We start from the raw sequence: 24,184 nt of genomic DNA on the forward strand, positions 1-24,184 counted from the left end.
TTTGAGGCAAGTGACAAAGATAACAAAAAACTCCATTTTCTGACTTTTTTGGAATCAAACTTCTACTTTTTTATTACATTTGAAGACGGTATTACGCCACAATAGGGAACTATAAAAACACCACCTTTCAATGAAAATTATTTCGTATAATGTCAATGGAATTCGTTCAGCCATTTCAAAAGGATTGCTCGAATGGTTGCAACAAGCTGATCCAGACGTCATTTGTTTTCAAGAGATTAAAGCACAAGCTGATCAAGTGCCAACTTTGGATATTGAATTAGCAGGATATCCTTATCATTACTGGTTTCCGGCTACCAAAAAAGGGTACAGTGGAGTGGCTATTTTGTCCAAAACAAAGCCTAACAATATCGTTTTTGGAACTGGAATTGAACACATGGATTTTGAAGGGCGCAACCTGCGTGTTGATTTTGATGACGTTTCTGTCATGAGTTTGTATTTGCCTTCGGGAACCAATTCGGAGCGCTTGGATCACAAGTTCATGTACATGGATGATTTTCAAAAATACATTGATAATTTGAAGAAGGAAGTTCCTAATTTGGTCATTTGTGGCGATTACAATATTTGCCACGAAGCCATTGATATTCACGATCCAATTCGTAATAAAAATGTATCTGGATTTTTGCCTGCTGAGCGTTCTTGGTTAGATAATTTCTTGAAAAGCGGCTTTATTGACAGCTTCCGTTTTTTAAATAAAGAACCGGATAATTACACTTGGTGGACGATGCGTTTTCCAACGGCGCGATTAAATAACAAAGGGTGGCGCATCGATTATTGCTTGGTAAGTGAGCCATTGAGAAACCGAATCAAACGTGCTTTGATTTTGCCTGAAGCCAAACATTCAGACCATTGTCCGATTTTGGTAGAAATTGAGTAAATTTGTGGGAGCTTTTTCCTGCTATACGCTTTATCTTTTTATAAATTTCGGCTTCGAGTGCCTCCGCCTCAATTAAAAAAAGGATATCGCTTCTATCAGGGCTACGGCGCTACAATAAAAAAGAAAAAATATAGTTTTAGTTACAAATACAATATAAACCCCATTCATCATGATTAAAAAAGTTGCCATCGGATTGTTAGTACTAGCTTTAAGCACTTCTTGTGTGTCTAAAAAAATCTATACCGATTTAGAAAGTAAGTATACCGACTTAAAGAAAGAAAACAGAACACTTGCTGACGAAAATGCAGCTTTGGCGAAAGCCAAAAACCAATTAGAATTAGACGGTGCGGCTTTGAAAACAGATTTAGATAAATTGAAAGCCGATTATACTAAACTAAAAGCAGAGCATGAAGCAAATGTAGATAAGTACAAAGCATTGCAAGATTCGTACGCTGCTTTAGAAAAAAATAGTAATGAGTCTTTAGAAAGCAACATGAAGAAAAATCGTGAGTTGCTAGACGAGTTAGACGAAAAAGCTAAAGCTTTAGCTTTAGAGCAAGAGCAACTAAGCAAAAACGCACAACGTTTGAAAGAATTGGAAGACATGATTGCGGCGAAAGAGGCAAGCATGAAAAAACTAAAAGAGACGTTGTCTAAAGCATTGAATAGTTTTGAAGGTAAGGGCTTGACTGTTGAACAAAAAAACGGAAAAGTATACGTTTCTATGGAAAACAAATTGTTGTTTAGTTCAGGAAGTTGGGCGGTAAGTACCGAAGGTAAAAAAGCCGTGGTTGAATTGGGAAAAGTATTGGGAGATAATCCAGATATTGCCGTTTTAATTGAAGGCCACACCGATGATGATGCCTTTACAGCTTCGGGACCAATTGCTGACAACTGGGATTTATCGACTAAAAGAGCGACTTCAATCGTGGGTATATTGAGCGAAAACAAAAAAATCAACAAGCAAAATTTGACTGCTGCAGGTAGAGGAGAATTTTCGCCTTTAGCGAGTAACGCAACCACTGAAGGAAAAGCAAAAAACCGTCGTATCGAAATTATCTTAACACCAAGATTAGATGCTATTGCAGAAATGTTGAATGAGATTAATTAGTCTCACCTCAAATACATAAATTTATTTTTACAAAAGGCTCAGCATATTGTCGGGCCTTTTTGCTATTTATAGAATCCGTTTCAATCTGTGTTATGAAGTCTGTTAAATCCGTGAACTATTTTAATCGTAAATCGTATTCAATTTGAACTAGACTTTTACCATTGTTATTACCATTCCTTTAGTATATTTGTTTCTCAAAAAAAGCGACTTACAAACATGAAATACACGACTATCCCCAATACTGAAATTAAAGTCAGTAAAATTTGTTTAGGCACGATGACTTTTGGTGAACAAAATTCAGAAGTAGAGGGTCATGCCCAAATGGATTATGCCTTAGAAAACGGGGTTAACTTTTTTGATACGGCCGAGATGTATTCCGTACCGGGACGTCAAGAAACTTATGGAAGTACCGAACGTATTTTGGGAACTTGGTTTAAAAAAACGGGGAATCGTGATCAAGTAGTTTTGGCAACGAAAATAGCGGGACCGAATCCGGCATTTGCGTATATGCGTGAAAAAGTGGATTTCTCTCCAGCGAGTATTCAGTATGCTTTAGACCATAGTTTGCAACGTTTACAAACAGATTATGTAGATATTTATCAACTGCATTGGCCAGAACGCAAAGCTAATTTCTTTGGACAACGTGGGTTCAAAGCACAAGACGATGCTTGGGAAGATAATATTCACGAGGTATTGACTACTTTGGAAGGATTTGTCAAACAAGGAAAAATCAAACATATTGGGTTGTCAAACGAAACACCTTGGGGACTAATGCGTTTCTTGGAAGAGCACAAATACCACAATTTACCTAAAATCAAAACCGTACAAAACCCCTATTCTTTATTGAATCGCTCTTTTGAAGTGGGCAATGCTGAGGTATGTTTGCGCGAAAATGTAGGTTTATTAGCCTATTCTCCAATGGCTTTTGGACTTTTGTCTGGAAAGTTTTTAAATGGACAACAACATCCAACTTCTCGATTAGCGTTGTTTCCTCAAATGGCAAGATATAGTAGTCCGCAATCAGCTGAAGCGACTCGTTTGTATAACGAAATTGCTCAAAACCATGGATTAACGCTAACGCAATTGGCCTTAGCTTTTATTGAGCAACAACCATTTGTAACCAGTACGATTATTGGTGCCACAACTATGGAACAATTAAAAGAAAATATCGCAACCATTCAGGTAACACTTTCAGACGAAGTCTTGAAAGAAATTGACAAAATTCAAGCAATTATTCCTGATCCAGCACCATAAAAATAAAAGCTTCCAGTCTTTAAGTCTGGAAGCTTTTTTAATTTATTTCAAACTTCGTAAATCGTATATCGTATATCAAACTATTCCTCACCTGTTTTCAGGAATTCAAAATCAAATTCTTCTCTCGGTGGAATAGAATCTACTGCTATACCAGTGGTGTCTTGATGCTTACGAATAGTTAAAAACGCGCGCGCATTTCCCGAAAGTGAAACCCCATACGGATTGATGCTATCACTAGCCGTTAAAATCCCTCGGCGTAACATCAAATTACTCAAATAACGTTGATTTTTCAAAGCAAATCCTTTCAGGTTTCCTTGATCGTCAAATTGATACATGAATTTCTTTGGACTTGGAATAATAGTAGCCAAGTACAAACATTCGTTAAACGTTAAATTCGCTGGACTTTTTTGGAAATAAAAACGACTTGCCTCGCCAATTCCGTATACGTTTGGACCCCATTCAATAATATTGAAATAGACCTCTAACATACGTTCTTTGCTTACAATTCGGTTGTTTTCCAAAATGTAAACCAACAGAATTTCTTCCAGTTTACGAGATAATGTTTTCTCACGAGTCAAGAACACATTTTTGATTAATTGCATACTGATGGTGCTACCACCACGGGAGAATTTTCGGGTTTTGATGTTTTTGATAATCGATTGTTTGAATGCCTCGGTTATAAATCCGCGATGTCTAAAGAAAGAAGGATCTTCGGTAGTCAACACGCATTTTTTCAAATAAGGTGAAATCTGATCCATTGGAGTATAATTCGGATTTGAACTACCTACAAAAACAGGACGTTGTCGCACATTATCAATAATGGCACGGTACTCAAATTCGCCATTTAATTTTCCTAAATTGGCTTGGCCAAAACGGTAAATACGTAAATTCTCTTTATTCAATTTACTATCAAAAACAATATCTTCAGGTTTGTTTTTATTGAACATAAAGTCCAATTTATAATCAAAATTTCCGCTAGCTAACATGCCTTGAAAGTTGGTAAACAAACCATCGGGAAGCGAAGTGATAAAATCCTGTGCCTGCATTTTTGGAATACGGATATTCATTTTATAAATGGTATCTTCTTCGGTTTCGTAAGCTAAATACGGGTGGAATTTAATTTTATTCAATTGTACGGTTGAAGAGCTATCTAACGAGATAAAGTCTTCGCCTAGCAAGAATCGGTAATCAAAACGTGCATTGCGAATGACCACATCTTTACTCGCAATTTTAGGATGATTAACATTCAAATTGGCAATCGAGGAGTAACCATCAATATGGAATTCGTCGCCATCACTTTCAATATTTTCTATATTCAAACGAATGGAATCAAAACTAGAAAGCAAATGAAATCGTTCATCCAAATAAGGCACTTTAATAGGCCCTTTATCCATATTGAAAAACTGAATATCGGCTGTACGGTCTCTTGGATCAGCTTCTCCAGCAATGCGCCAACGTTGTGCAAAAGTGTTGGTTTTAACATGAATCACACTTTCTAAATCGCCTCCATCCAAAACTAATTTTTTGACATCAATAGTCGCTTTTTTTCCATTGTCATCTAATTTGAAAACCAAGTTTTTAATGTCCATATCCGTTGGCACCAAATTCAATAAGCGAAAAATGATTCGTTTAGCTAAGGCTGCGTAATCTCTTTTTTCATCCGTAACCTCTTGATTTTTGTTCTTTTTTAGAAAAGCATCAAAGTTGCGAACGTTGCCTTTTTTTGTCAATTGCACCAAACCGTTTTTGATTTCTAAAGTACCTAATTGCACATCGCCAATGAGTAAATGCCAAAAACTGATACTGGTTTTCATTTTTTGGATTTTGAATAAGGTGTCGGCATGTTTAGGAGCCAAAACCACATCGGTTAGATTTACGGCTGAAATCCCATCAAAAGAAGCTGTTTTTATGGTAAATTTACTATCGTAATCACGATCCATTTTAACGGCCACTTTCTCTAAGGTTACTTTTAAAATTTCGTCTCTGAAATAATAAAATGTAGCCAAAGTAGAAGCCAATAAAACGAAAATAACGCCGAGTGTAATTCCTATTTTCTTCTTGTTGAATCTCATAAAAAATGCAGAATAATTGAAGTTGTAAAGAAAGTAAAAAAAAGCCAATTTTTTAGTTCAAATTAAAAGCGGTAGCAATTTTTTGGAGTGATGCAGAAATCCAAACGAATGTCTTTTTCAAAAACATCGGCAATGAAGGTTTCGGCTTCAAAGAACGAAAGTCCAATTTTGATCGTTTCAGGGGTGCATTCGGCTAAAAACTGATCGTAAAAACCTTTGCCATAACCTACACGATTTCCTTTTGTATCGAAAGCCAAAAGAGGTACAAAAACGACTTGAATTTTGGACGACGGCACTTCAATTCCGTCCATGGGTTCTGGGATATTGTATTCGTTTTTCTTGATTTTGGTATTGTCCGTGAGCAGGTAATGTGTCATTTTTCGGGTGTCGAAATCGGCTTTCGAAATCACAATTTCCTTGTCTTTGCCAGAAAGTAAATGCAACAAAAATTCGGCATTAACTTCTTTTTGTTCTTCAATGGGTAAAAAAACATGAAAATATGTTTTGTTCCAAATATCAAGTGCCAACACACTATTGGCAATTGCCAAGCTCATTTCTTCGATACTTTCTTCCGAAAGGGTTTTTCGTAAGGCCTTGTATTGCGCGCGTAATTCGGTTTTTGTCATAATCTGCAAAAATAAGAATTGAATTTTCTTTTTAAACCATTAAGGCATTAAGTTAAATTTAGGAATCACTTAATGAGCCTTAATTCCTTAATGGTTCTAATTCCTAAAAGTAGCATTAATTTTCGCGCTGCAAAAGAAAACCGATGATTTTGATTTGCAAGAATGTTATTTGTAAATTTGGAAACAATTCGACTCGACTTAAAATGACATTACCCAACATTGCTTTACAAATACAAACGCTACCAGACAATCCAGGTGTTTATCAATACTACGATAAAGACGGAAAGATTCTGTATGTGGGCAAAGCCAAAAATCTAAAAAAACGAGTTTCGTCGTATTTCAATAAAATTCACGATACGGCCAAAACGAATGTCTTGGTCAAGAAGATTGTAACCATCAAACACATCGTTGTTCCTACCGAAACCGATGCGCTTTTGCTGGAAAATAATTTAATAAAAACCTTGCAACCGCGCTATAACGTATTGTTGCGCGACGATAAAAGTTATCCGTGGTTGTGCATTAAAAAAGAACCATTTTCGCGAATTTTTTCTACCCGAAGAATGGTCAAAGACGGCTCAGAATATTTTGGACCTTACACGAGTTTCAAGACTGTAAATACTATTTTGGACTTGATCAAAGAATTGTATCCGTTGCGCACTTGTAACTTTGATTTGAGTGCTAACAATATCGAAAGTGGCAAGTTCAAAGTCTGTTTAGAATACCATATTGGTAATTGCAAAGGACCTTGCGAAGGATATGAAACGGTTGCCGAATACCAAAAACAAGTTGATGCCATTCGCGAAATTTTGAAAGGAAATTTCAAAGAAAGCATGAAAGATTTTAAGCGTTTGATGGTTGAATTGGCTCAAGAAATGCGTTTTGAAGAGGCTCAAAAAATCAAAGAAAAAATAGAAATCCTCGAAAATTACCAATCGCGTTCTACGATTATCAATCCGAAAATCACCAATATTGATGTGTTTTCGATTGTCTCAGACGAAAGTGCGGCCTATGTCAATTTTTTACAAATTTCCCACGGATCGATTATTCGTTCCCATACCATGGAAATCAAAAAAAAATTGGAAGAAACCGACGAAGAATTATTGGAACTAGCTATTATTGAATTGCGAGAGCGTTTTCAATTGTTGTCTAAAGAAGTAATTGTTCCTTTTGAGGTCGATTTGGGCGAAAACATCAAAATTACTGTGCCTCAATTGGGCGACAAAAAACAAATTTTAGACCTGTCTATTCGCAATGCCAAATTCTACCGCATTGAGCAGTTGAAACAATTACAAATTGTAGATCCTGATCGTCACGTGAACCGAATTATGGCTCAAATGAAAAAAGACTTGCGTTTGCCGGTAGAACCTCGTCATATTGAGAGTTTTGATAATTCCAATATTCAAGGAACCAATCCTGTTTCGGCTTGTGTGGTGTTCAAAGATGGTAAACCCAGCAAGAAAGATTACCGCCATTTCAATATCAAAACAGTTGAGGGGCCTAATGATTTTGCTTCTATGGAAGAAGTGGTGTACCGCAGGTACAAACGCCTTTTGGACGAAAACCAACCTTTGCCGCAGTTGATTATTATTGATGGAGGGAAAGGGCAATTGTCTTCGGCTTTAAAAAGCATTGATGACTTGGGGTTGCGAGGAAAAATTACGATTATTGGTATTGCCAAGCGTTTGGAAGAACTATTTTATCCCGGCGATTCTATCCCGTTGTACCTCGACAAAAAGTCCGAAACGCTCAAAGTCATTCAGCAATTGCGTAACGAGGCGCACCGTTTTGGGATTACCCATCACCGTGACAAACGCAGTAAAGCCGCTCTTAATTCGTCTATAGAATCCATTCCAGGCATTGGCGAAAAGACCATGACTACCTTAATTCAGCATTTCAAAAGTGTTAAAAGATTGAAATTAGCCACCGAAAAAGAAATTTCTGAGGTGGTTGGGCTATCAAAAGCCAAAAAAATTACCGACTTTTACACTACCAAATAATTTTTTATGAGCCTATCCCAGCTGTCCACTCCAAGTCCTCAATTACAATCTTTTTTTTCTAAGGAAAAAAAAGGAGCTTCTGTTGTCGCTCTTTTTTTTCAAGAAAAAATGAGATTTCAATCTTCGGGGCTTTCCACTTCCATCTGGGGCTTGTTGTTTGCGGTACTATTCGTATTCAGTTTTCAAAATACTTTTGCTCAAGAACAAAAAAGACCTAAAATTGGATTGGTATTAAGTGGTGGAGGTGCCAAAGGATTTGCACACATTGGGGTATTGAAAGTAATTGAAGAAGCGGGAGTAAAAATTGATTATATTGGTGGTACTAGTATGGGAGCCGTAGTTGGCGGATTGTATGCTTCGGGATATAATGCTACACAAATAGATTCTATATTTCAGACTACTAATTTTGATGAATTACTTAATGATTTTGTTCCGAGGTCTTCCAAGAGTTTTTACGAAAAACGGAATGACGAATCGTATGCTTTAGTGCTTCCATTCAATAAATTCCGAATCGGAATTCCCGAGGCATTGTCTAAAGGTTTGTACAACTTTAATCTGTTGAGCAAACTGACTCGGAATGTGCGCCATGTGAGAGATTTTAATCAGTTGCCAACTCCCTTTTTGTGTATTGGAACTAATATTGAAACAGGAAAACAAGTAGTGCTTAACAAAGGAAATTTGGCGCAAGCGATGTTAGCAAGTGCTGCTTTCCCCTCTCTTTTTTCGCCTATAGAAATTGACGGCGAATTATTAGTTGATGGCGGTGTGGCTAATAATTATCCTATAGAGGAGGTTCGAAATTTAGGTGCAGACATTATAATAGGGGTTAATGTACAGGATGGATTAGCTGATCGATCTCAACTTAAAAATGCTACTAAGATTTTGGTTCAAATTACGAATCTTCAGTCGATTGAAAAGATGAAGAACAAAATTCAAGACACCAATATTTACATTAATCCTGACATTAAAAATTATGGGGTTATTTCCTTTGATAAAGGCAAAGAAATTGTTCAAAAAGGAGAAGAAGCTGCTTTTTCTGTATATGAAAAAATTCACGCTTTGGCGGATTATCAAAAACCATATCAAAAGCCAAAATTGCAATTGGAAAAAGATAGTTTACAGTTTCGTCATGTCTACACCAATGAGTTGAAGAATTTCAATAAAGATTATGTATTGGGGAAATTGCATTTCAAAACAAGTAAAAAGCTTACTTATGCTGATTTGCAATCAGGAATCAATACGATCAATGCTACCCAAAATTTCAGCGCTATTAGTTATTCGTTTGAGCCAGGTGAAAATGGAGAAAGTCTAAATTTGAGTTTAGTGGAAAATCCTACTAAGGATTATTTAAAATTTGGCTTGCATTATGATGGCTTGTTTAAAAGTGGCGTTTTGATTAATTTAACCCATAAGAAAGCGTTGTTCAAAAATGACATTGCTTCGCTTGATTTGGTTCTTGGAGATAATTTTAGATACAATTTAGATTATTATATCGATAATGGGTTTAATATTAGTTTCGGGTTTAGGTCGCAGTTCAATCAATTTAATCGCAATGTAACTAAATCTTTAGGAGACTTAAATTTGATGTCTTTTGGAATAGATGCAGTTAATGTTGATTTTTCAGATTTAACCACTCAAGCTTACGTCCAGTCAGGCTTTGCACAAAAGTTTTTAGTTGGAGCAGGAGCTGAGTTGAAATATTTAAAAATCAAATCAGATATTTTGACTAATACTAATTCGACGATTGATAACAGCAGCTATTGGAGTGCTTTTGGGTATATGAAATATGATTCTTTCGACAATAAATATTTTCCAAAAACAGGCTGGTATTTTGCGGCTGATTTTCAATCGTATCTATTGTCTTCAAATTACACGACTAATTTTTATCCTTTTTCAATCCTTAAAGCAGATTTTAGAAAGGCAATTACTTTTTTTAATAAGGTAACTTTCAAATTTCAAGGAGATGCAGGAGCTTCTATTGGTAGTGATAGTGTTCCTTTCTTTAATTTTGTTTTAGGAGGATACGGATTTAATCCTATTAATAATTTCAAGCAATTTTATGGTTACGATTTTTTAAGTGTAGCCGCTAATAGCTATATTAAGGCTAGTGGAACAGTTGATTATCAGTTTTATAGAAACAATCACCTGAATTTTTCTGCTAATTTTGCTAATTTAGATCATAATCTATTTTCGTCAGTAAATTGGATTGCTTTTCCTAAATATTCAGGTTACGCAGTTGGATATGGGTTAGATACCGCTATAGGTCCTGTTGAAGTTAAATATTCGTGGTCTCCAGAAAATGCCAAAGGATATACTTGGTTTGGAGTTGGTTTTTGGTTTTAAGACTTTAATTAGACGTTTTTGACCTTGAAAACTCTTAAAATTTTGAATTTTATTGTGAATTTTGACGAATTTTGTTCAAAATAAATTAAAATAATCATTAAAAAAGGCACTTATTTTTTTATTATGTAAAAAAATAAGTGTTTTCGGTTTTATAAATGACAAATCTTCTGTTAAAGTATATTTTTAGAAAAAAAATTGATTCAACTTGCTGTAAATTTGTAAAACAAAAATGAAAGGGGTGGTTTCCTTTCGATTTTTGATATAAATTTTCATAATTTATAGTTTTTTGGTTAGTTAATAGCACAAAAACTCAGTCAATATTTGACTGAGTTTTTTTGTTTTAATACTTTTGGTACGGAATTGGTAATTATAACTAGTAAGTACACCAAAATCAAGATGAAAAAATTCGCCTCCTTCATAGTTTTCTTAATCACCATTTCTTCGTATTCCCAAAAAGAAGATGCTTTCGGTGCCGGGGAATGGTTTAAATTCCGAATTCATTATGGTTTTGTCAACGCGGGCTATGCCACTTTGGAGGTCAAAGATGCTACTGTAAACAACACAAAAGTATTTCATGTTATTGGCAAGGGCTATACCACGGGAGTTTCTCGATTTTTCTTTAAAGTAGATGATTTGTATGAAAGTTACATTGATAAATCAACTAATAATCCCTATCAGTTTGTTCGAAAAATAGATGAAGGTGGTTACACCAAAAACCAAGAAGGATTTTTTACACCCTCTGCCAATAGAATTTTGGTCAAAGATTATAAAAACGATACAGAAAAGACATTTGTAATTCCTAAAAATACGCAGGACATTATGTCTGCCTTTTACTATTTGCGAAATTTCCCAAGTATTGACAAAATTAAACCCGGAGAATCAGTTGCTATTGATATGTTTTTTGATGAAGAAACTACAAAGTTTAAGTTAAAATTTATTGGTCGGGAAGATATTACTACTAAATTTGGCACTATTGCTACCATGGTATTCCGTCCTTTGGTTCAATCAGGGAGGGTTTTTAAAGAGCAAGAAAGTGTAACCGTTTGGATTTCAGACGATGACAATAAAATTCCATTGAGAATCCAAGCAAGTCTTGCCGTAGGTTCCATAAAAGCCGATTTAGACGCATTCAAAGGATTAAAAAATCCGTTTAAAGTAAAACAATAATGACTAGTACCGATAGTACAAAGGCTATTTTAAAAGAAATTGATTTAAAATACGACGCCATAAATCAAAAATCCGAAACCCATCTAGAAGGGCTGCTCTGGTCTAAACCCATAACATATTGGGATTATATACAGACTGATGCTTTGCTAAGCCTTCAAACTCAGAGAACAACGCTTCCAGACGAGATGGTTTTTATCATGTACCACCAAGTCAATGAATTGATTTTCAAAATGATTTTATGGGAAATGCAACAAATATCGTATTGTCAGGATATTAAAATTGATTTTTTTACGGAGCGATTAATGCGAATTAGTCGCTATTTTGATATGTTGACTACTTCTTTCGAAATTATGGAAAACGGAATGGAAGTGGAACAGTACATGAAATTTAGAACTACTTTGACACCAGCGAGTGGTTTCCAAAGTGCACAATACCGATTGATTGAATTTTGCTCTACCGATTTAATTAATTTGATTGATTATCGATTTAGATCATCTATTAACAGAGATACTTCGTATGAATTTGCTTTTGAACATTTGTATTGGCAAGCCGCGGGTAAAGACTACAAAACAGGAGAAAAATCATTTCTTTTGGAAGAGTTTGAAAGAAAATATAAAAATGTTTTCTTGAGTCACATGCAAGAGTACAACACGATTAATATTTGGCAAAAATTCAAACAGTTGCCTCTAGAAGATCAAAATAATTCTGAATTGATTCAAGCAATGCGTCATTATGATTACACTGTAAATATTACATGGGTAATGCAGCATTTGAATGTGGCCATTAAGTATATTGATCAAAGTGGCATTGGAGATGGTGAAGCCACAGGGGGGAGTGATTGGAAAAAATACATGCACCCTAAATACCAAAGAAGAATCTTTTTTCCTGAACTTTGGAGCGCTGAAGAAATAGCGCAATGGGGAGAAACAAAATAATACGATTACCAAATGTTAAAAAGAATACAGCCCTTTTTCGTAAGCCTACTAATTGTGTTGACCATTGTTTCTTGCACTAAAAACCAAGAAACTATAGAAGAACAAGAAGCAAAAAAAACTCCTTTGGCAAGCGAGTTTGGATTTATGTATGCTGATTTTAACGTAATTCACGATACTATTAAAAAAGGAGATACATTTGGGAGTATTATCGAAAAACAAAATATCGGAGACAAAGAAGTGTACGATATCATCGAGAAAGTGAAAGATACTTTTGATGTGCGTATCATGCGTTACAACAAGCCCTATGTTTTGCTTCGATCTAAGCATAAGAAGAACAAATTACAGGTTTTTATCTATCAACCTGATGCAGTCAATTATTATGTAATTGATTTGAGAGATACTTCGGTGGTGGCGTATAAAAAAACTAAACCTATCAAAATCAAACGAAGAACGATTGGTGGCGTGCTGAAAAGTTCGCTTTCTGAAACGTTGGAGAGTGCAAAAGTGGAAGGCTCTTTAGCAAGCAAAATCACCAAAATCTATGCTTGGTCGATTGATTTTTTCAAATTAAAAAAAGGAGATCGATTTGCTTTGACCTTCACAGAAAGATATATTAATGATTCTATTTATGATGGAGTTGATAGTTTAGAAGCGGCATTTTTCGAATACAAGGGAAAGATAGTATATGCATTTCCCTTTGCTTCTAATTCGTCGGGAAAAATTGAATATTATGACGACGAGGGAAAAACGTTGAAGAATTTTTTCTTGAAAACACCCATTAAATTTAGTCGAATTACGTCTAGATACAGCTCTAATCGATTGCATCCTGTTCAAGGAATTTGGAAAGCGCACAAAGGAACCGATTATGCAGCTCCTTATGGAACACCGATTACAACGACTGCAGCAGGTGTGGTAGAACAAACGGGTTTCACTACAGGAAATGGCAATTTTGTAAAAGTCAAACACAACGGAACGTATTCGACACAATACCTTCACATGTCTAAAATTTTAGTAAGACGTGGGCAACATGTTACACAAGGACAAGTTATCGGTTTAGTGGGAAGTACGGGATTGGCTACAGGGCCTCATGTGTGTTATCGTTTTTGGAAAAACGGCGTTCAAGTTGATGCATTACGTTTAAAATTACCAACAGGAGAATCGATGACCGGCGCGTCTAAAAAAAGATACATACAACAAATCGAACCGCTTAAAAGAGAGTTGGATAGTGTAGCCAACTTATAAAAACACTTCTTTTTTTTAAAATTGTGATATGTTTTGGGTACAATTTGTATTCAAACTAATTTCAGTATTTTTGCCCAAAATTTAAAAACAACAAAACAAACCAATTATAAAAATGGCTTTACAAACAGTTAATCCTACCCAAACTGCTACTTGGGCAAAATTGCAACAACATTATGATGCAATTGCATCGACTACTATGCAAGAATTATTTCAAGCAGATGCATCAAGAGTTGAAAACTTCAATTTAAAATGGAATGATTTCCTTTTGGATTATTCTAAAAATAGAATCAACCAAGAAACGGTAACTTTATTATTGGAATTAGCCAATCAAGTAGGGCTCAAAGAAGCTATCGCTTCTTATTTTGGAGGAGAGTTAATTAATCAAACAGAAAATAGAGCGGTACTTCATACTGCTTTGCGAGCTAAAGAATCGGCAGTAATTAACGTAGAAGGGCAAAATGTAATGCCTGAAGTATATGCTGTTAAAAATAAAATCAAAGCTTTTACTAATGAGGTGGTGTCTGGCAAAAGAACGGGTTATACAGGAAAAACGTTTACAGATATCGTTAATATTGGTATTGGAGGTTCAGACTTAGGACCTGCTATGGCAGTTGAAGCGTTGCAGTTCTATAAAAATCATTTGAATGTGCATTTCGTTTCTAATGTAGATGGAGATCACGTTAATGAAATTATCAAGAAAATAAATCCAGAAACGACATTATTTGTCATTGTTTCTAAAACGTTCACTACGCAAGAAACATTAACGAATTCAGAAACCATTAAAGAATGGTTTTTAAAATCAGCCAAACAAGAAGACGTGGCGAAGCATTTTGTTGCCGTTTCTACTAATTTAGATAAAGTAACGGAGTTTGGAATTAATCCAGCCAATGTTTTTCCAATGTGGGATTGGGTTGGAGGCCGTTTTTCTTTGTGGAGTGCGGTAGGCCTTTCTATTAGTTTGGCTATTGGATTTGAAAATTATGATGCGTTATTAAGCGGAGCTAATGAAATGGACGAGCATTTCAAGACTACTGATTTTGACCAAAACATTCCCGTAATCTTAGCCTTATTGAGTGTTTGGTACAATAATTTCTTTGGAGCTGAAAGTGAAGCTTTGATTCCGTACACACAATATTTACAAAAATTGGCGCCTTACTTGCAACAAGGAACTATGGAAAGTAATGGTAAAAGTGTAGGGCGAGATGGTAAGTCAGTTAATTACCAAACAGGCACGATCATTTGGGGAGAACCAGGAACCAATTCGCAACACGCCTTTTTTCAATTAATTCACCAGGGAACCAAAGTTATTCCAGCTGATTTTATCGGATTTGTAAAACCATTGTACGGAGATGACAATCACCATGACAAATTGATGTCAAACTTTTTTGCACAAACAGAAGCTTTGTTGCATGGTAAGACAGAAGCGCAAGTACAAGCTGAATTTGATAAACAAGGTTTGTCTAAAGAAAAGGCAGCGGCTTTATTGCCATTTAAAGTATTTACTGGAAACAAACCAACTAATACGTTGTTGATTCAGAAATTAACTCCAAAATCTTTAGGGTCGCTTATCGCGATGTACGAACATAAGATTTTTGTTCAAGGAGTAATTTGGAATATTTTTAGTTTTGATCAATGGGGAGTTGAATTAGGAAAACAATTAGCTAATTCTATTTTAGATGAAATTAATACCAAAACAGTTAAAAATCACGATAGTTCAACTTCGTTTTTATTGAATCACTTTTTGAAAAATAAATAATTAGAGAACTCGATTATAAAAAAGTTATCCGAAAAGCGTTTTGAATCCTTTCAAAGCGCTTTTTTTGTTGAATTTAATAGTTATTAAATATAATTTTTTGAGAATTTTATTTATTTGTTGCGAAATCAATAAAAAAGCAATTTAAAATATTTTAAATGTATTTTTTTAATCCCGACCCCCTGAAAAATCGTTATTAATTCAAAAAAAACACTTAAAAGGTGATTTTTTTAACGTTGTATTAACGTATTAAGATAAAAATGTTATAATTTTGCCAAAAATAAATTAACAAAACAACAATGAAAACAATGAAAAACTGGTTACTTACAGGATTAATGTTTTTAATAGTTTCTACCGCTTTCGCACAAGTGAAAGTATCTGGAACTGTTACAGATGGTAAAGGTTCTTTGCCTGGAGCAAATATTGTTATTAAAGGAACAAAAATTGCTGTTTCAACAGATTTTGATGGAAAATTTTCTATCAACACAACAGCTAATTCAGGAGAATTAGTGGTTACTTTTATTGGCTATCAAGCTAAAACAGTTAAATTTAATGGTGCTGCTAACTTAGGTACTATCGTTTTAACTGCTGATGACAATCAATTACAAGAAATTGTAGTTAAATCAGGGGTTGTTGATATTGCTAAAGATAGAAAAACACCGGTAGCGGTTTCTACAATTAAAGCTGCTGAAATTCAAGAAAAATTAGGGACTCAAGAGTTTCCTGAAATCTTGAAAAACACACCATCTGTATATGTTACAAAAGGTGGCGGTGGTTTTGGAGATTCAAGAATTAACATTCGTGGATTTGATCAAAAAAACGTTGCTGTTATGATTAACGGTGTTCCTGTTAATGATATGGAAAACAGTTCTGTATATTGGAGTAACTGGGCTGGTTTGTCTGATGTAACGTCTGCTATGCAAGTACAAAGAGGTTTAGGTTCTTCTAAATTGGCTATTTCTTCTGTTGGAGGAACAATCAACGTAGTGACTAAAACGTCTGATATGAAAGAAGGCGGGTCTGTTTCTACAGGTTTTGGTAATGCTAATTACTTAAAAACACAAGCGTCTTACAATACAGGTTTAATGAAAAACGGACTTTCAGCTTCTTTTTTATTAAGTTCAACTACTGGAGACGGATATGTTGATGGTACTAAATTTGAAGGAAAAAATTATTTTATCGCTTTAGGTTACAAACCAAACGACAAACACGATTTCCAATTTACTTTTACAGGGGCGCCTCAATGGCATAACCAAAGAAGTACTTATATTACTATTGCTACCTACCAAAAATATGGTACGATGGATCAACCAAATATTAAATACAACTCTGATTGGGGGTATTTGAAAGGTGAACAATTCAACATGAAAAGAAACTTCTATCACAAGCCAGTGGCTTCTTTGAACTGGGATTGGAAGATTAATGAAACTACTAAATTATCTACCGTTCTTTATGGATCTTGGGGTCGTGGAGGAGGTTCTACTGCTGCAGGTGGTATCACTGGATTGACATATACTAACGACGCTTTCAGAACAGCTGCAGGATTAGTTGATTATGATAAAATATTTGCATATAATTCAGGTCAAACCGTTTTAATTAATGGAGTTGCTAAAACTAGAACGCAAGTAAGTGGTCAATTTCAAAACACTTCAAGTTCAGGTTCGTCTACAACTTCAACTGCAGGTATTTCAAGAATTTCTTCTTTCAACTCACATGACTGGTATGGAGGAGTTGTAACATTGAACAAAAAAATCGGAAAAACTTTATCATTCGATTTTGGACTTGATGCAAGAACATACAAAGGAATTCACTATCAAGATTTGAATTCTCTATTAGGAGGAACTGCATTTATTGACAAAACAAACGTTAATGCTCCAAGTACAGGAAGAGTTTTAACTGAAACTTATTCAGTAAGCCCTTCATTGAATCCTTTTGCTTCTTCGTCAGTAAATGAAAAAATCGGATACGATTATGACGGTGGTGTAAATTGGGTTGGAGCGTTTACTCAATTAGAATATTCTAAAGACAATTTAACAGCTTTTGTACAAGGAGCAGTTTCTCAACAAGGATTTAAGAAAACAGACCGTTTTACTTATTTAGAAGCTAATCCACTTTCAGAAACAAGTTTTAAAAATATTCTTGGAGGAGATATTAAAGCTGGTTTAAATTACAACATTAATGATCAACATAATGTTTTTGGTAATGCAGGATATTATTCTAAACAACCTTTCTTTAGTGCAGTTTATCCTAACAACAAATCGTATGTAAATGGTAATCTTGTGAATGAAGAAGTTGTTGGAGCAGAAATAGGATACGGATTCCGTTCTGGAATTTTCAATGCTAACTTGAACGGGTATTATACTTCTTGGAAAAATCGTTTCGTAACAGGAACTGAAACAGATCAAGTAGCTAACCCAGGAGGTTACTATACTTTCTCAGGAGTTAACGAAGTTCATACTGGAGTTGAGTTAGATATGACTGCTAGATTATTAGATAAATTAAAATTGATTGGTATGGTTTCAGTTGGTAACTGGAATTATAATGGTCAAGCTGTTAGTAATCGATATGACTATCAAAACAATCCTGTTGCAGGAGGAACTGCAACTACTTTGTTTTTAGATGGAGTTAAAGTTGGAGATGCTGCTCAAACTACAGCTTCTTTAGGAGCTTCTTATGAAGTGTTGCCAAGAGTGATTGTAGATGCTAATTATAATTATAACAATAAATTATATGCTGCTATTTCTCCAGCTAACTTTTCATCAGCAACTAATAAAGGTTCTTTGGAATTGCCTTCTTATGGTTTAGTTGATGCTGGGTTCTCTTATAAATTACTTGTAGGAAAAGATAAAGCAAATTCAGTAAATTTTAGATTGAATGTGAACAACGTTATGGATAAAACGTATATTGCTGAAGCTAAAACAAATATTTTTGCAACTGATAACATCAGTAGTACGAATCCATCTTTGGGTACTTATGCAACAAATTTTGGTAAAACATACAATGGTGTAGCAACTGCTAACCAAGTATACTTCGGATTTGGAAGAACTTGGAACTTTAGTTTACGTTACAACTTCTAATAAAAGTTAAACCTATATTTAAACGGCATTCTCTTGAAAAAGAGGATGCCGTTTTTTTTATGCCTTTTTTTTATTACATTTGAAATTCAAAAATAAGTAGACATGTACGAATTCATTCAAAAATTTCATTCAGGTTGGGCTTTCTTGGCCATCTTGGTTTTAGTAATAGCGGTAGTTAATTCTTTTATCGGAAAAAGTTCAAATAGAGAATTCACAGCCAAAGACCGTAAAATTGCTCTTTTTGCTTTAATAGGAACTCATACCCAATTGTTAGTGGGATTAGTTTTATATTTTGTATCTGGAAGAGGTTTTGCTTCTTTAGGACAAATGGGAGAAGCAGAGTTACGTTTAACTTCATTAGAGCATCCATTAGTTAATATTATTGCTATTGCATTAATTACTGTGGGTTGGTCTAAACATAAAAAAGCAGTTTCAAGTGAATTGAAGTTCAAATCGATAGCCATTTTTTATGGATTAGGATTAGTTCTAATTTTGAGTAGGATCCCTTGGAGTTTATGGTTCTAAAATTATAAAGTCCTGAAAAGGACTTTTTTTATCTATTGTGTAGCTTTAGATATCAACTTAATAAAGAATAAATGAGAAAAAGGATAGTAGTGTTTTTTTTGGTTGCAATAGTTGGTTTGGCCTGGAGTCAAACGGCTTCTGTAGTCAAACAAAAAGCAACAATTGCGAAAGATACTGTTAAAAAGAATAAGCTAGGATTGGTTCAACAAGAAATGCCAATTGATAGTGCTTTTGTTTTACCTATAAAATGGAAGTCTTTTAAAAAATCGGCTAATGCATCGTATTACGCAGATAAGTTTAATGGTAAACGCACTACTAGCGGGAAAAAATTCAGCAACAATGGCTATACCGCAGCACATAAAAAATTACCTTTTGGAACTAAAATAAAAGTGACTAATGAGGCGAATGGTAAATCAGTGGTTGTAGAAGTAACCGACAGAGGGCCTTTTGTACGTTCTAAAGAAATTGATCTTAGCAAACGGGCTTTTATGGAAATTGCACAAAGTAAATCTAGTGGTCAGATGAAGGTAACTTTAGAAGTCGAAAAATAACATTACCAACTTGTAAAAGGATTTTGACTTAAATAGGCGTTGTAATAGCGATTGTCGTTTGTAACTTCCTCTCCCAACCAAATTGGTGTTTCAAAAGTTTCCGTTTCTGATTGTAGTTCCACTTCAGCCATAATCAGACCTTTGTTTTCTCCATAGAATTCGTCCACTTCAAAAATATGCCGACCAACCTGAATTTCATAGCGTATTTTTTTAATTACTCCTTTTTCACATAGCTGTAATAATTCCTTTGCTTCAGCAACTGGAATTTCTTTTTCCCATTCAAAACGAGATAATCCTGATTCGTTTGTTTTTCCTTTTATGGTAAGATAGCCTTTTTCGCCTTTTATGCGAACTCTTACAGCTCGTTCAGGCACAGAACTCAAATAGCCTTGAGCGATATGATTTTGACGCAATACATCGCTTTTAAATACATCTGAAATGACTAAAAATTTTCTTTCTATTTCTACCATAGCTATTAATTGGTTTTCTGGTTCTCAAAGTTAGCTGTTTTCAGCTTATCCTTTTTGTATAAATTTGTGGAATGGTTGAAATTAACTCCAATAGAAAGATTATTCACATTGACATGGATGCATTTTATGCTTCTGTTGAGCAAATGGATCATCCTGAATTAATGGGTAAGCCTATTGCTGTTGGAGGTTCTGAAAATAGAGGAGTAGTGGCTGCAGCAAGTTACGAGGCTAGAAAATTTGGCGTTCGTAGTGCCATTAGTGGAGTTCTCGCTAAAAAGAATTGTCCCGACTTAATTTTTGTTAAACCTCGATTTGATCGGTATAAAGAAATTTCGAATAAAATCCACAAAATCTTCCATGACTATACGGACTTGGTTGAGCCATTGTCGCTGGATGAAGCGTATCTAGATGTTACTCACAATAAAAAAGGAAATCCGAGTGCTACCTTATTGGCACAAGAAATTAGAATGCGCATATTGAACGAGGTGGGCTTGACTGCTTCGGCGGGGATCTCAGTCAATAAGTTTGTTGCCAAAATAGCAAGTGATTATAACAAACCCAACGGACAAAAGACGGTTAATCCAGAAGAAGTGCTTTCGTTTCTAGAGGCATTACCCATTCGAAAATTCTATGGCGTGGGTAAAGTGACTACCGAAAAAATGTACCAATTAGGGATTTTTACTGGTTTAGAATTAAAGAGTAAATCGATAGAATTTTTAGAAAAACATTTTGGTAAATCTGGAGTGTTTTATTATCATGTAGTACGCGGTATTCACAATGGCGAAGTGAAACCAAACCGAATCACTAAATCAGTTGCAGCAGAGCATACTTTTGACACCAATTTGTCTTCTGAAATCTTTATGTTGGAACAGCTTGAAAAAATTGCTGCTAATTTAGAGCGACGTTTGAAGAAACATAATATTGCAGGTAAAACAGTGACTTTAAAAATTAAATACAGCGATTTTACACAACAAACTAGAAGTAAAACGGTGCCTTATTTTATTGCCGACAAAGGATTGATTATTGAAAATGTAAAAGAGTTACTGTATCAAGAGCGGATGAAAGATTCGGTTCGCTTACTCGGTATTTCCTTGAGTAATTTGAATACCGAACAAAAGAAAACAGTGGTAGTTCAATTGCAGTTTGCGTTTTAAGATACAAAAGTCTGGAAGCCTTTTATTAAAAAACCCCATTACGATTTTAGTAATGGGGTTTTGTCTTTATTTGGTAGAGTCTAATTAGTCTCTGCTGTTTAGTTTAGAAAGCAATCGTAAGAATTCCATATACAACCAAACCAACGTAATCATTAGTCCCATAGCGCCATACCATTCCATATACTTTGGCATTTTTCTATTAGCTCCTTCTTCAATTTGATCAAAATCTAAGAACAAATTCATCGCTGCAATTACAATAACAAAAATGCTGATTCCGATACTCATCATTGAATTTCCATAGTGTACAGGTACAAAACTTGTAAACAACGAAATCAACCATGAAATTAAGTAATATGTAGCAATTGCTAAAGTAGCCGCTATTACAATAGATTTGAATCGTTCCGTAACTTGTACAATTTTAAATTTATATAAACCTAAACAAACTGCAAAGGTAACTAATGTTGCTCCAACGGCTTGTGTCACAATTCCTGGATATTTGATTTCAAAAATTGCGGAGATGCCACCAATGAACAAGCCTTCAAAAACAGCGTATCCAGGTGCTAAATAACCAGAAAGTTGTGGTTTAAAAGTAGCAATTACTACTAAAATAAGTCCCATAATAGCTCCTCCAATCATTGGAACCACTGGACTTTGACCATTTGCTGCCATCCACCAAGTAATCATAGCTGCGGCAGTCAATAGTAAGAATAGAATCAAACTTTTGTTCATAGTGCCTGCTATGGTCATGGTTTGTTCATGACCAATAATAGTCGCTTCGTGAACTTCTTCTTTAGTAGAGGTAAATATCTTATTGTTTAAGAACGGGTTTTTTGAATTTGAACTCATAATACTGTTAGATTTAGTACTTCAAAAGTAAAATATATTTTGATAAATAAATGTTTAATTATTCATAAAATTTTTACAATAAAAAAGCCCTCAATTAGAGGGCTTTTTTGAAAATATAGTAACTGATTATTCTATTTCAGAAACTCTTAAGGTATTTACCATTCCTTTGTCAGTAATAGGCATAGCTGCTAAGTTGATTAAGAAATCACCTTTTTCAACAAATCCTTTTTGTCTTGCAATTTCGTTTACATCTGTTACCGTATCATCAGTACTTACTGATTTAGCATAGTAAAACGATTTAACTCCCCATAAAAGGTTCAATTGCGTTAAGATTCGTTTGTTTGATGTGAAAACTAAAATATGAGCTGATGGTCTCCAAGATGAGATTTGAAAAGCAGTATAACCACTATTTGTTAAAGTACAGATAGCTTTCGCTTTAATTACGTTCGCCATTTGAGCTGCATGTTGACAAATTGTTTTAGTAATAAAACGGTTTGTTCTTACTTGCGGTGTGTTTTGAGGCACTTTGATTAGCGGAGAATCTTCAACTGCTTCAATAATTTGAGTCATTTTTTGGATTACTTGAACAGGATAGTTCCCTGCTGCTGTTTCTCCAGAAAGCATTACGGCATCAGCACCGTCCATAACCGAGTTGGCTACGTCGTTTACTTCTGCACGTGTTGGAGTTAAACTAGTAATCATGGTTTCCATCATTTGTGTTGCCACAATCACCGGAATACGAGCTGTTTTAGCTCTAACGATTAATTCTTTTTGCACCAATGGTACTTCGTGAGCAGGAAGTTCTACTCCTAAATCTCCACGAGCCACCATTAAAGCATCGCAATAAGCTACAATTTTGTCCATGTTCTCTAATGCTTCTGGCATTTCGATTTTGGCAATAATTGGAATTTTAAATTCGGAATGCTCAGCGATTAATTCTTGAAGATCTTGCAAGTCTCTTGGCGTTTTCACAAATGAAAGTGCAATCCAATCTACTTGTTGCCCAATAGCAAAAATAGCATCTGCAATATCTTTTTCAGTCAATGCAGGAAGAGAAATTTTAGTATTTGGAAGGTTAACCCCTTTTTTAGATTTCAATTCACCACCTTGAATTACTTTGGCAACTACCTCAGTTTTCTTGTCAGTTGAAACAATTTCGAAAATTAATTTTCCATCATCTAACAAAATTCTTTCCCCTGGATTTACATCGTTTGGAAAGTTTTGGTATTTCATAAAAACTCTTTCTTTTGTCCCAATGATGTCTTCGGCTGTAGTAAAAGTGATTAAATCACCATCATTTACTACTACACCTTCTTCCATAACTCCTACACGAAGCTTAGGGCCTTGTAAGTCGGCTAAAATACCTGTTGTATAACCGTATTCTTCATTGATGCTACGAATAGCGTTAATACGCTCTTTTACATCGTTATAATCTGCATGCGAAAAATTTATTCTAAACACATTAACTCCTGCTTCAATCATGTCTTTGATGATCTCTCTGGTGCTACATGCAGGTCCAAGTGTGGCTACAATTTTTGTTTTCTTGTTTGTTTTAAGCATTTCTATTAAAAAATTAGATTGTTTTTAGATTTTATTGTTTCTGTGTCAACTACATAAACTGTAGATAGACTTTTAATGGTTTTTAGTTTTGTTAGAATTTCGTTGATTTTCAAATCATCTTCATCGCTTTCAATTTTTAAAAAATAGTCCACCTTTTTCAATTCGGGAAGCAAAAATACTTTTGTAGCAACTTCCTGAGTACTGTTTGAAAATAAATCTTGGTTTATTATTTCTTTTTTTCCAATAACTTCATTCTTGTTTTGAATTAAATTCCAAGAGATAAAATTATCTTCGTCATCAAAGTAAAATCTTGAAAATTGAGTTTCACCTTCTTTGATACTAATGTGAATCTCATCCTTGCTTTTACTTAAATTGATTGGAAGGTGTTGATTGATAAAATAAGCCAATCGGTAGTCCTCCAATGTAGTATGAATGGCAATTAGATAATAATCTATTTCGTCGAATTCGTCAAGATCTAATTTATGAATAGCCATGTCATCACAAAATAAGGTGTAAATATACTATTTCTAATTTAGCTTGTGGCTCGAAACTCGTGTTGTTTTTATTAAATTATCAACGAAAACGTTATAGATTGAAGAAAATCGT

19 protein-coding genes are annotated in these 24,184 nt (G+C 34.7%); 13 read left to right on the forward strand and 6 right to left on the reverse strand.

Annotated elements, in window-relative coordinates; translation table 11 throughout:
* Positions 1 to 130 precede the first annotated feature (130 nt).
* The 3 genes from RMR09_RS01105 (at position 131) to RMR09_RS01115 (ending at position 3,260) form a co-directional block, all read left to right on the forward strand.
* On the forward strand, positions 131 to 895 hold the full coding sequence (locus RMR09_RS01105; RefSeq protein WP_310593994.1) for an exodeoxyribonuclease III: 765 nt from the start codon (positions 131 to 133) through the stop codon (positions 893 to 895).
* Between the two features lie 169 nt (positions 896 to 1,064).
* Positions 1,065 to 2,006, forward strand: a complete 942-nt coding sequence (locus RMR09_RS01110; RefSeq protein ID WP_310593995.1) for an OmpA family protein — start codon at positions 1,065 to 1,067, stop codon at positions 2,004 to 2,006.
* A gap of 216 nt (positions 2,007 to 2,222) precedes the next feature.
* Positions 2,223 to 3,260 (forward strand): NADP(H)-dependent aldo-keto reductase, encoded by a 1,038-nt coding sequence (locus RMR09_RS01115; RefSeq protein WP_310593996.1) that lies wholly within the window; start codon positions 2,223 to 2,225, stop codon positions 3,258 to 3,260.
* Between the two features lie 80 nt (positions 3,261 to 3,340).
* On the opposite strand, the gene RMR09_RS01120 is transcribed toward RMR09_RS01115, so the two are convergent.
* Positions 3,341 to 5,332: a biosynthetic peptidoglycan transglycosylase gene (locus RMR09_RS01120; RefSeq protein ID WP_310593997.1), complete on the reverse strand. Its 1,992-nt coding sequence runs from the start codon at positions 5,330 to 5,332 to the stop codon at positions 3,341 to 3,343.
* A 62-nt stretch (positions 5,333 to 5,394) separates the two neighbouring features.
* Entirely contained in the window at positions 5,395 to 5,958 is a 564-nt protein-coding gene (locus tag RMR09_RS01125) for a 5-formyltetrahydrofolate cyclo-ligase (protein ID WP_310593998.1), read from the reverse strand.
* Between the two features lie 203 nt (positions 5,959 to 6,161).
* Between RMR09_RS01125 and uvrC the strand changes: the two genes are divergently transcribed.
* The 9 genes from uvrC (at position 6,162) to RMR09_RS01170 (ending at position 19,548) form a co-directional block, all read left to right on the forward strand.
* The gene (gene uvrC / locus RMR09_RS01130; protein WP_310593999.1) at positions 6,162 to 7,955 is read left to right on the forward strand and encodes an excinuclease ABC subunit UvrC; all 1,794 of its coding nucleotides are present in this window, start codon (positions 6,162 to 6,164) and stop codon (positions 7,953 to 7,955) included.
* A gap of 6 nt (positions 7,956 to 7,961) precedes the next feature.
* A complete protein-coding gene (locus RMR09_RS01135; protein ID WP_310594000.1) occupies positions 7,962 to 10,298 on the forward strand; it encodes a patatin-like phospholipase family protein in 2,337 nt (778 codons plus the stop codon).
* 396 nt (positions 10,299 to 10,694) lie between these two features.
* Positions 10,695 to 11,465: a DUF3108 domain-containing protein gene (locus RMR09_RS01140; protein WP_310594001.1), complete on the forward strand. Its 771-nt coding sequence runs from the start codon at positions 10,695 to 10,697 to the stop codon at positions 11,463 to 11,465.
* Positions 11,465 to 12,400 (forward strand): tryptophan 2,3-dioxygenase family protein, encoded by a 936-nt coding sequence (locus RMR09_RS01145; RefSeq protein ID WP_310594002.1) that lies wholly within the window; start codon positions 11,465 to 11,467, stop codon positions 12,398 to 12,400. Before RMR09_RS01140 ends, RMR09_RS01145 begins: the two co-directional genes overlap by 1 nt.
* Positions 12,401 to 12,412: 12 nt before the next feature.
* The gene (locus RMR09_RS01150; RefSeq protein ID WP_310594003.1) at positions 12,413 to 13,642 is read left to right on the forward strand and encodes a peptidoglycan DD-metalloendopeptidase family protein; all 1,230 of its coding nucleotides are present in this window, start codon (positions 12,413 to 12,415) and stop codon (positions 13,640 to 13,642) included.
* A 112-nt stretch (positions 13,643 to 13,754) separates the two neighbouring features.
* Positions 13,755 to 15,398, forward strand: a complete 1,644-nt coding sequence (gene pgi, locus RMR09_RS01155) for a glucose-6-phosphate isomerase (RefSeq protein ID WP_310594004.1) — start codon at positions 13,755 to 13,757, stop codon at positions 15,396 to 15,398.
* A gap of 296 nt (positions 15,399 to 15,694) precedes the next feature.
* On the forward strand, positions 15,695 to 18,472 hold the full coding sequence (locus RMR09_RS01160) for a TonB-dependent receptor domain-containing protein (RefSeq protein ID WP_310594005.1): 2,778 nt from the start codon (positions 15,695 to 15,697) through the stop codon (positions 18,470 to 18,472).
* Between the two features lie 102 nt (positions 18,473 to 18,574).
* Entirely contained in the window at positions 18,575 to 18,997 is a 423-nt protein-coding gene (locus RMR09_RS01165; RefSeq protein WP_310594006.1) for a hypothetical protein, read from the forward strand.
* A gap of 71 nt (positions 18,998 to 19,068) precedes the next feature.
* Positions 19,069 to 19,548 (forward strand): septal ring lytic transglycosylase RlpA family protein, encoded by a 480-nt coding sequence (locus RMR09_RS01170; protein ID WP_310594007.1) that lies wholly within the window; start codon positions 19,069 to 19,071, stop codon positions 19,546 to 19,548.
* A 2-nt stretch (positions 19,549 to 19,550) separates the two neighbouring features.
* Here the strand turns inward: RMR09_RS01170 and RMR09_RS01175 are convergent, their stop codons facing one another.
* Positions 19,551 to 20,018 carry a CYTH domain-containing protein gene (locus tag RMR09_RS01175; protein ID WP_310594008.1) on the reverse strand — a complete coding sequence of 156 codons (468 nt, stop codon included), beginning with the start codon at positions 20,016 to 20,018 and terminating at the stop codon, positions 19,551 to 19,553.
* 71 nt (positions 20,019 to 20,089) lie between these two features.
* Between RMR09_RS01175 and dinB the strand changes: the two genes are divergently transcribed.
* Entirely contained in the window at positions 20,090 to 21,172 is a 1,083-nt protein-coding gene (gene dinB, locus RMR09_RS01180) for a DNA polymerase IV (RefSeq protein ID WP_310594009.1), read from the forward strand.
* Positions 21,173 to 21,256: 84 nt separating this feature from the next.
* Here the strand turns inward: dinB and RMR09_RS01185 are convergent, their stop codons facing one another.
* The 3 genes from RMR09_RS01185 to RMR09_RS01195 all read right to left on the reverse strand — a co-directional run bounded on the left by RMR09_RS01185 (position 21,257) and on the right by RMR09_RS01195 (position 24,072).
* The gene (locus tag RMR09_RS01185) at positions 21,257 to 22,018 is read right to left on the reverse strand and encodes a Bax inhibitor-1/YccA family protein (RefSeq protein WP_310594010.1); all 762 of its coding nucleotides are present in this window, start codon (positions 22,016 to 22,018) and stop codon (positions 21,257 to 21,259) included.
* A gap of 126 nt (positions 22,019 to 22,144) precedes the next feature.
* The gene (gene pyk, locus RMR09_RS01190) at positions 22,145 to 23,578 is read right to left on the reverse strand and encodes a pyruvate kinase (protein WP_310594011.1); all 1,434 of its coding nucleotides are present in this window, start codon (positions 23,576 to 23,578) and stop codon (positions 22,145 to 22,147) included.
* Positions 23,579 to 23,583: 5 nt separating this feature from the next.
* Positions 23,584 to 24,072: an IPExxxVDY family protein gene (locus RMR09_RS01195; protein WP_310594012.1), complete on the reverse strand. Its 489-nt coding sequence runs from the start codon at positions 24,070 to 24,072 to the stop codon at positions 23,584 to 23,586.
* Positions 24,073 to 24,184 lie beyond the last annotated feature (112 nt).

The organism is Flavobacterium sp., from assembly GCF_031537875.1.
Lineage (GTDB): Bacteria > Bacteroidota > Bacteroidia > Flavobacteriales > Flavobacteriaceae > Flavobacterium.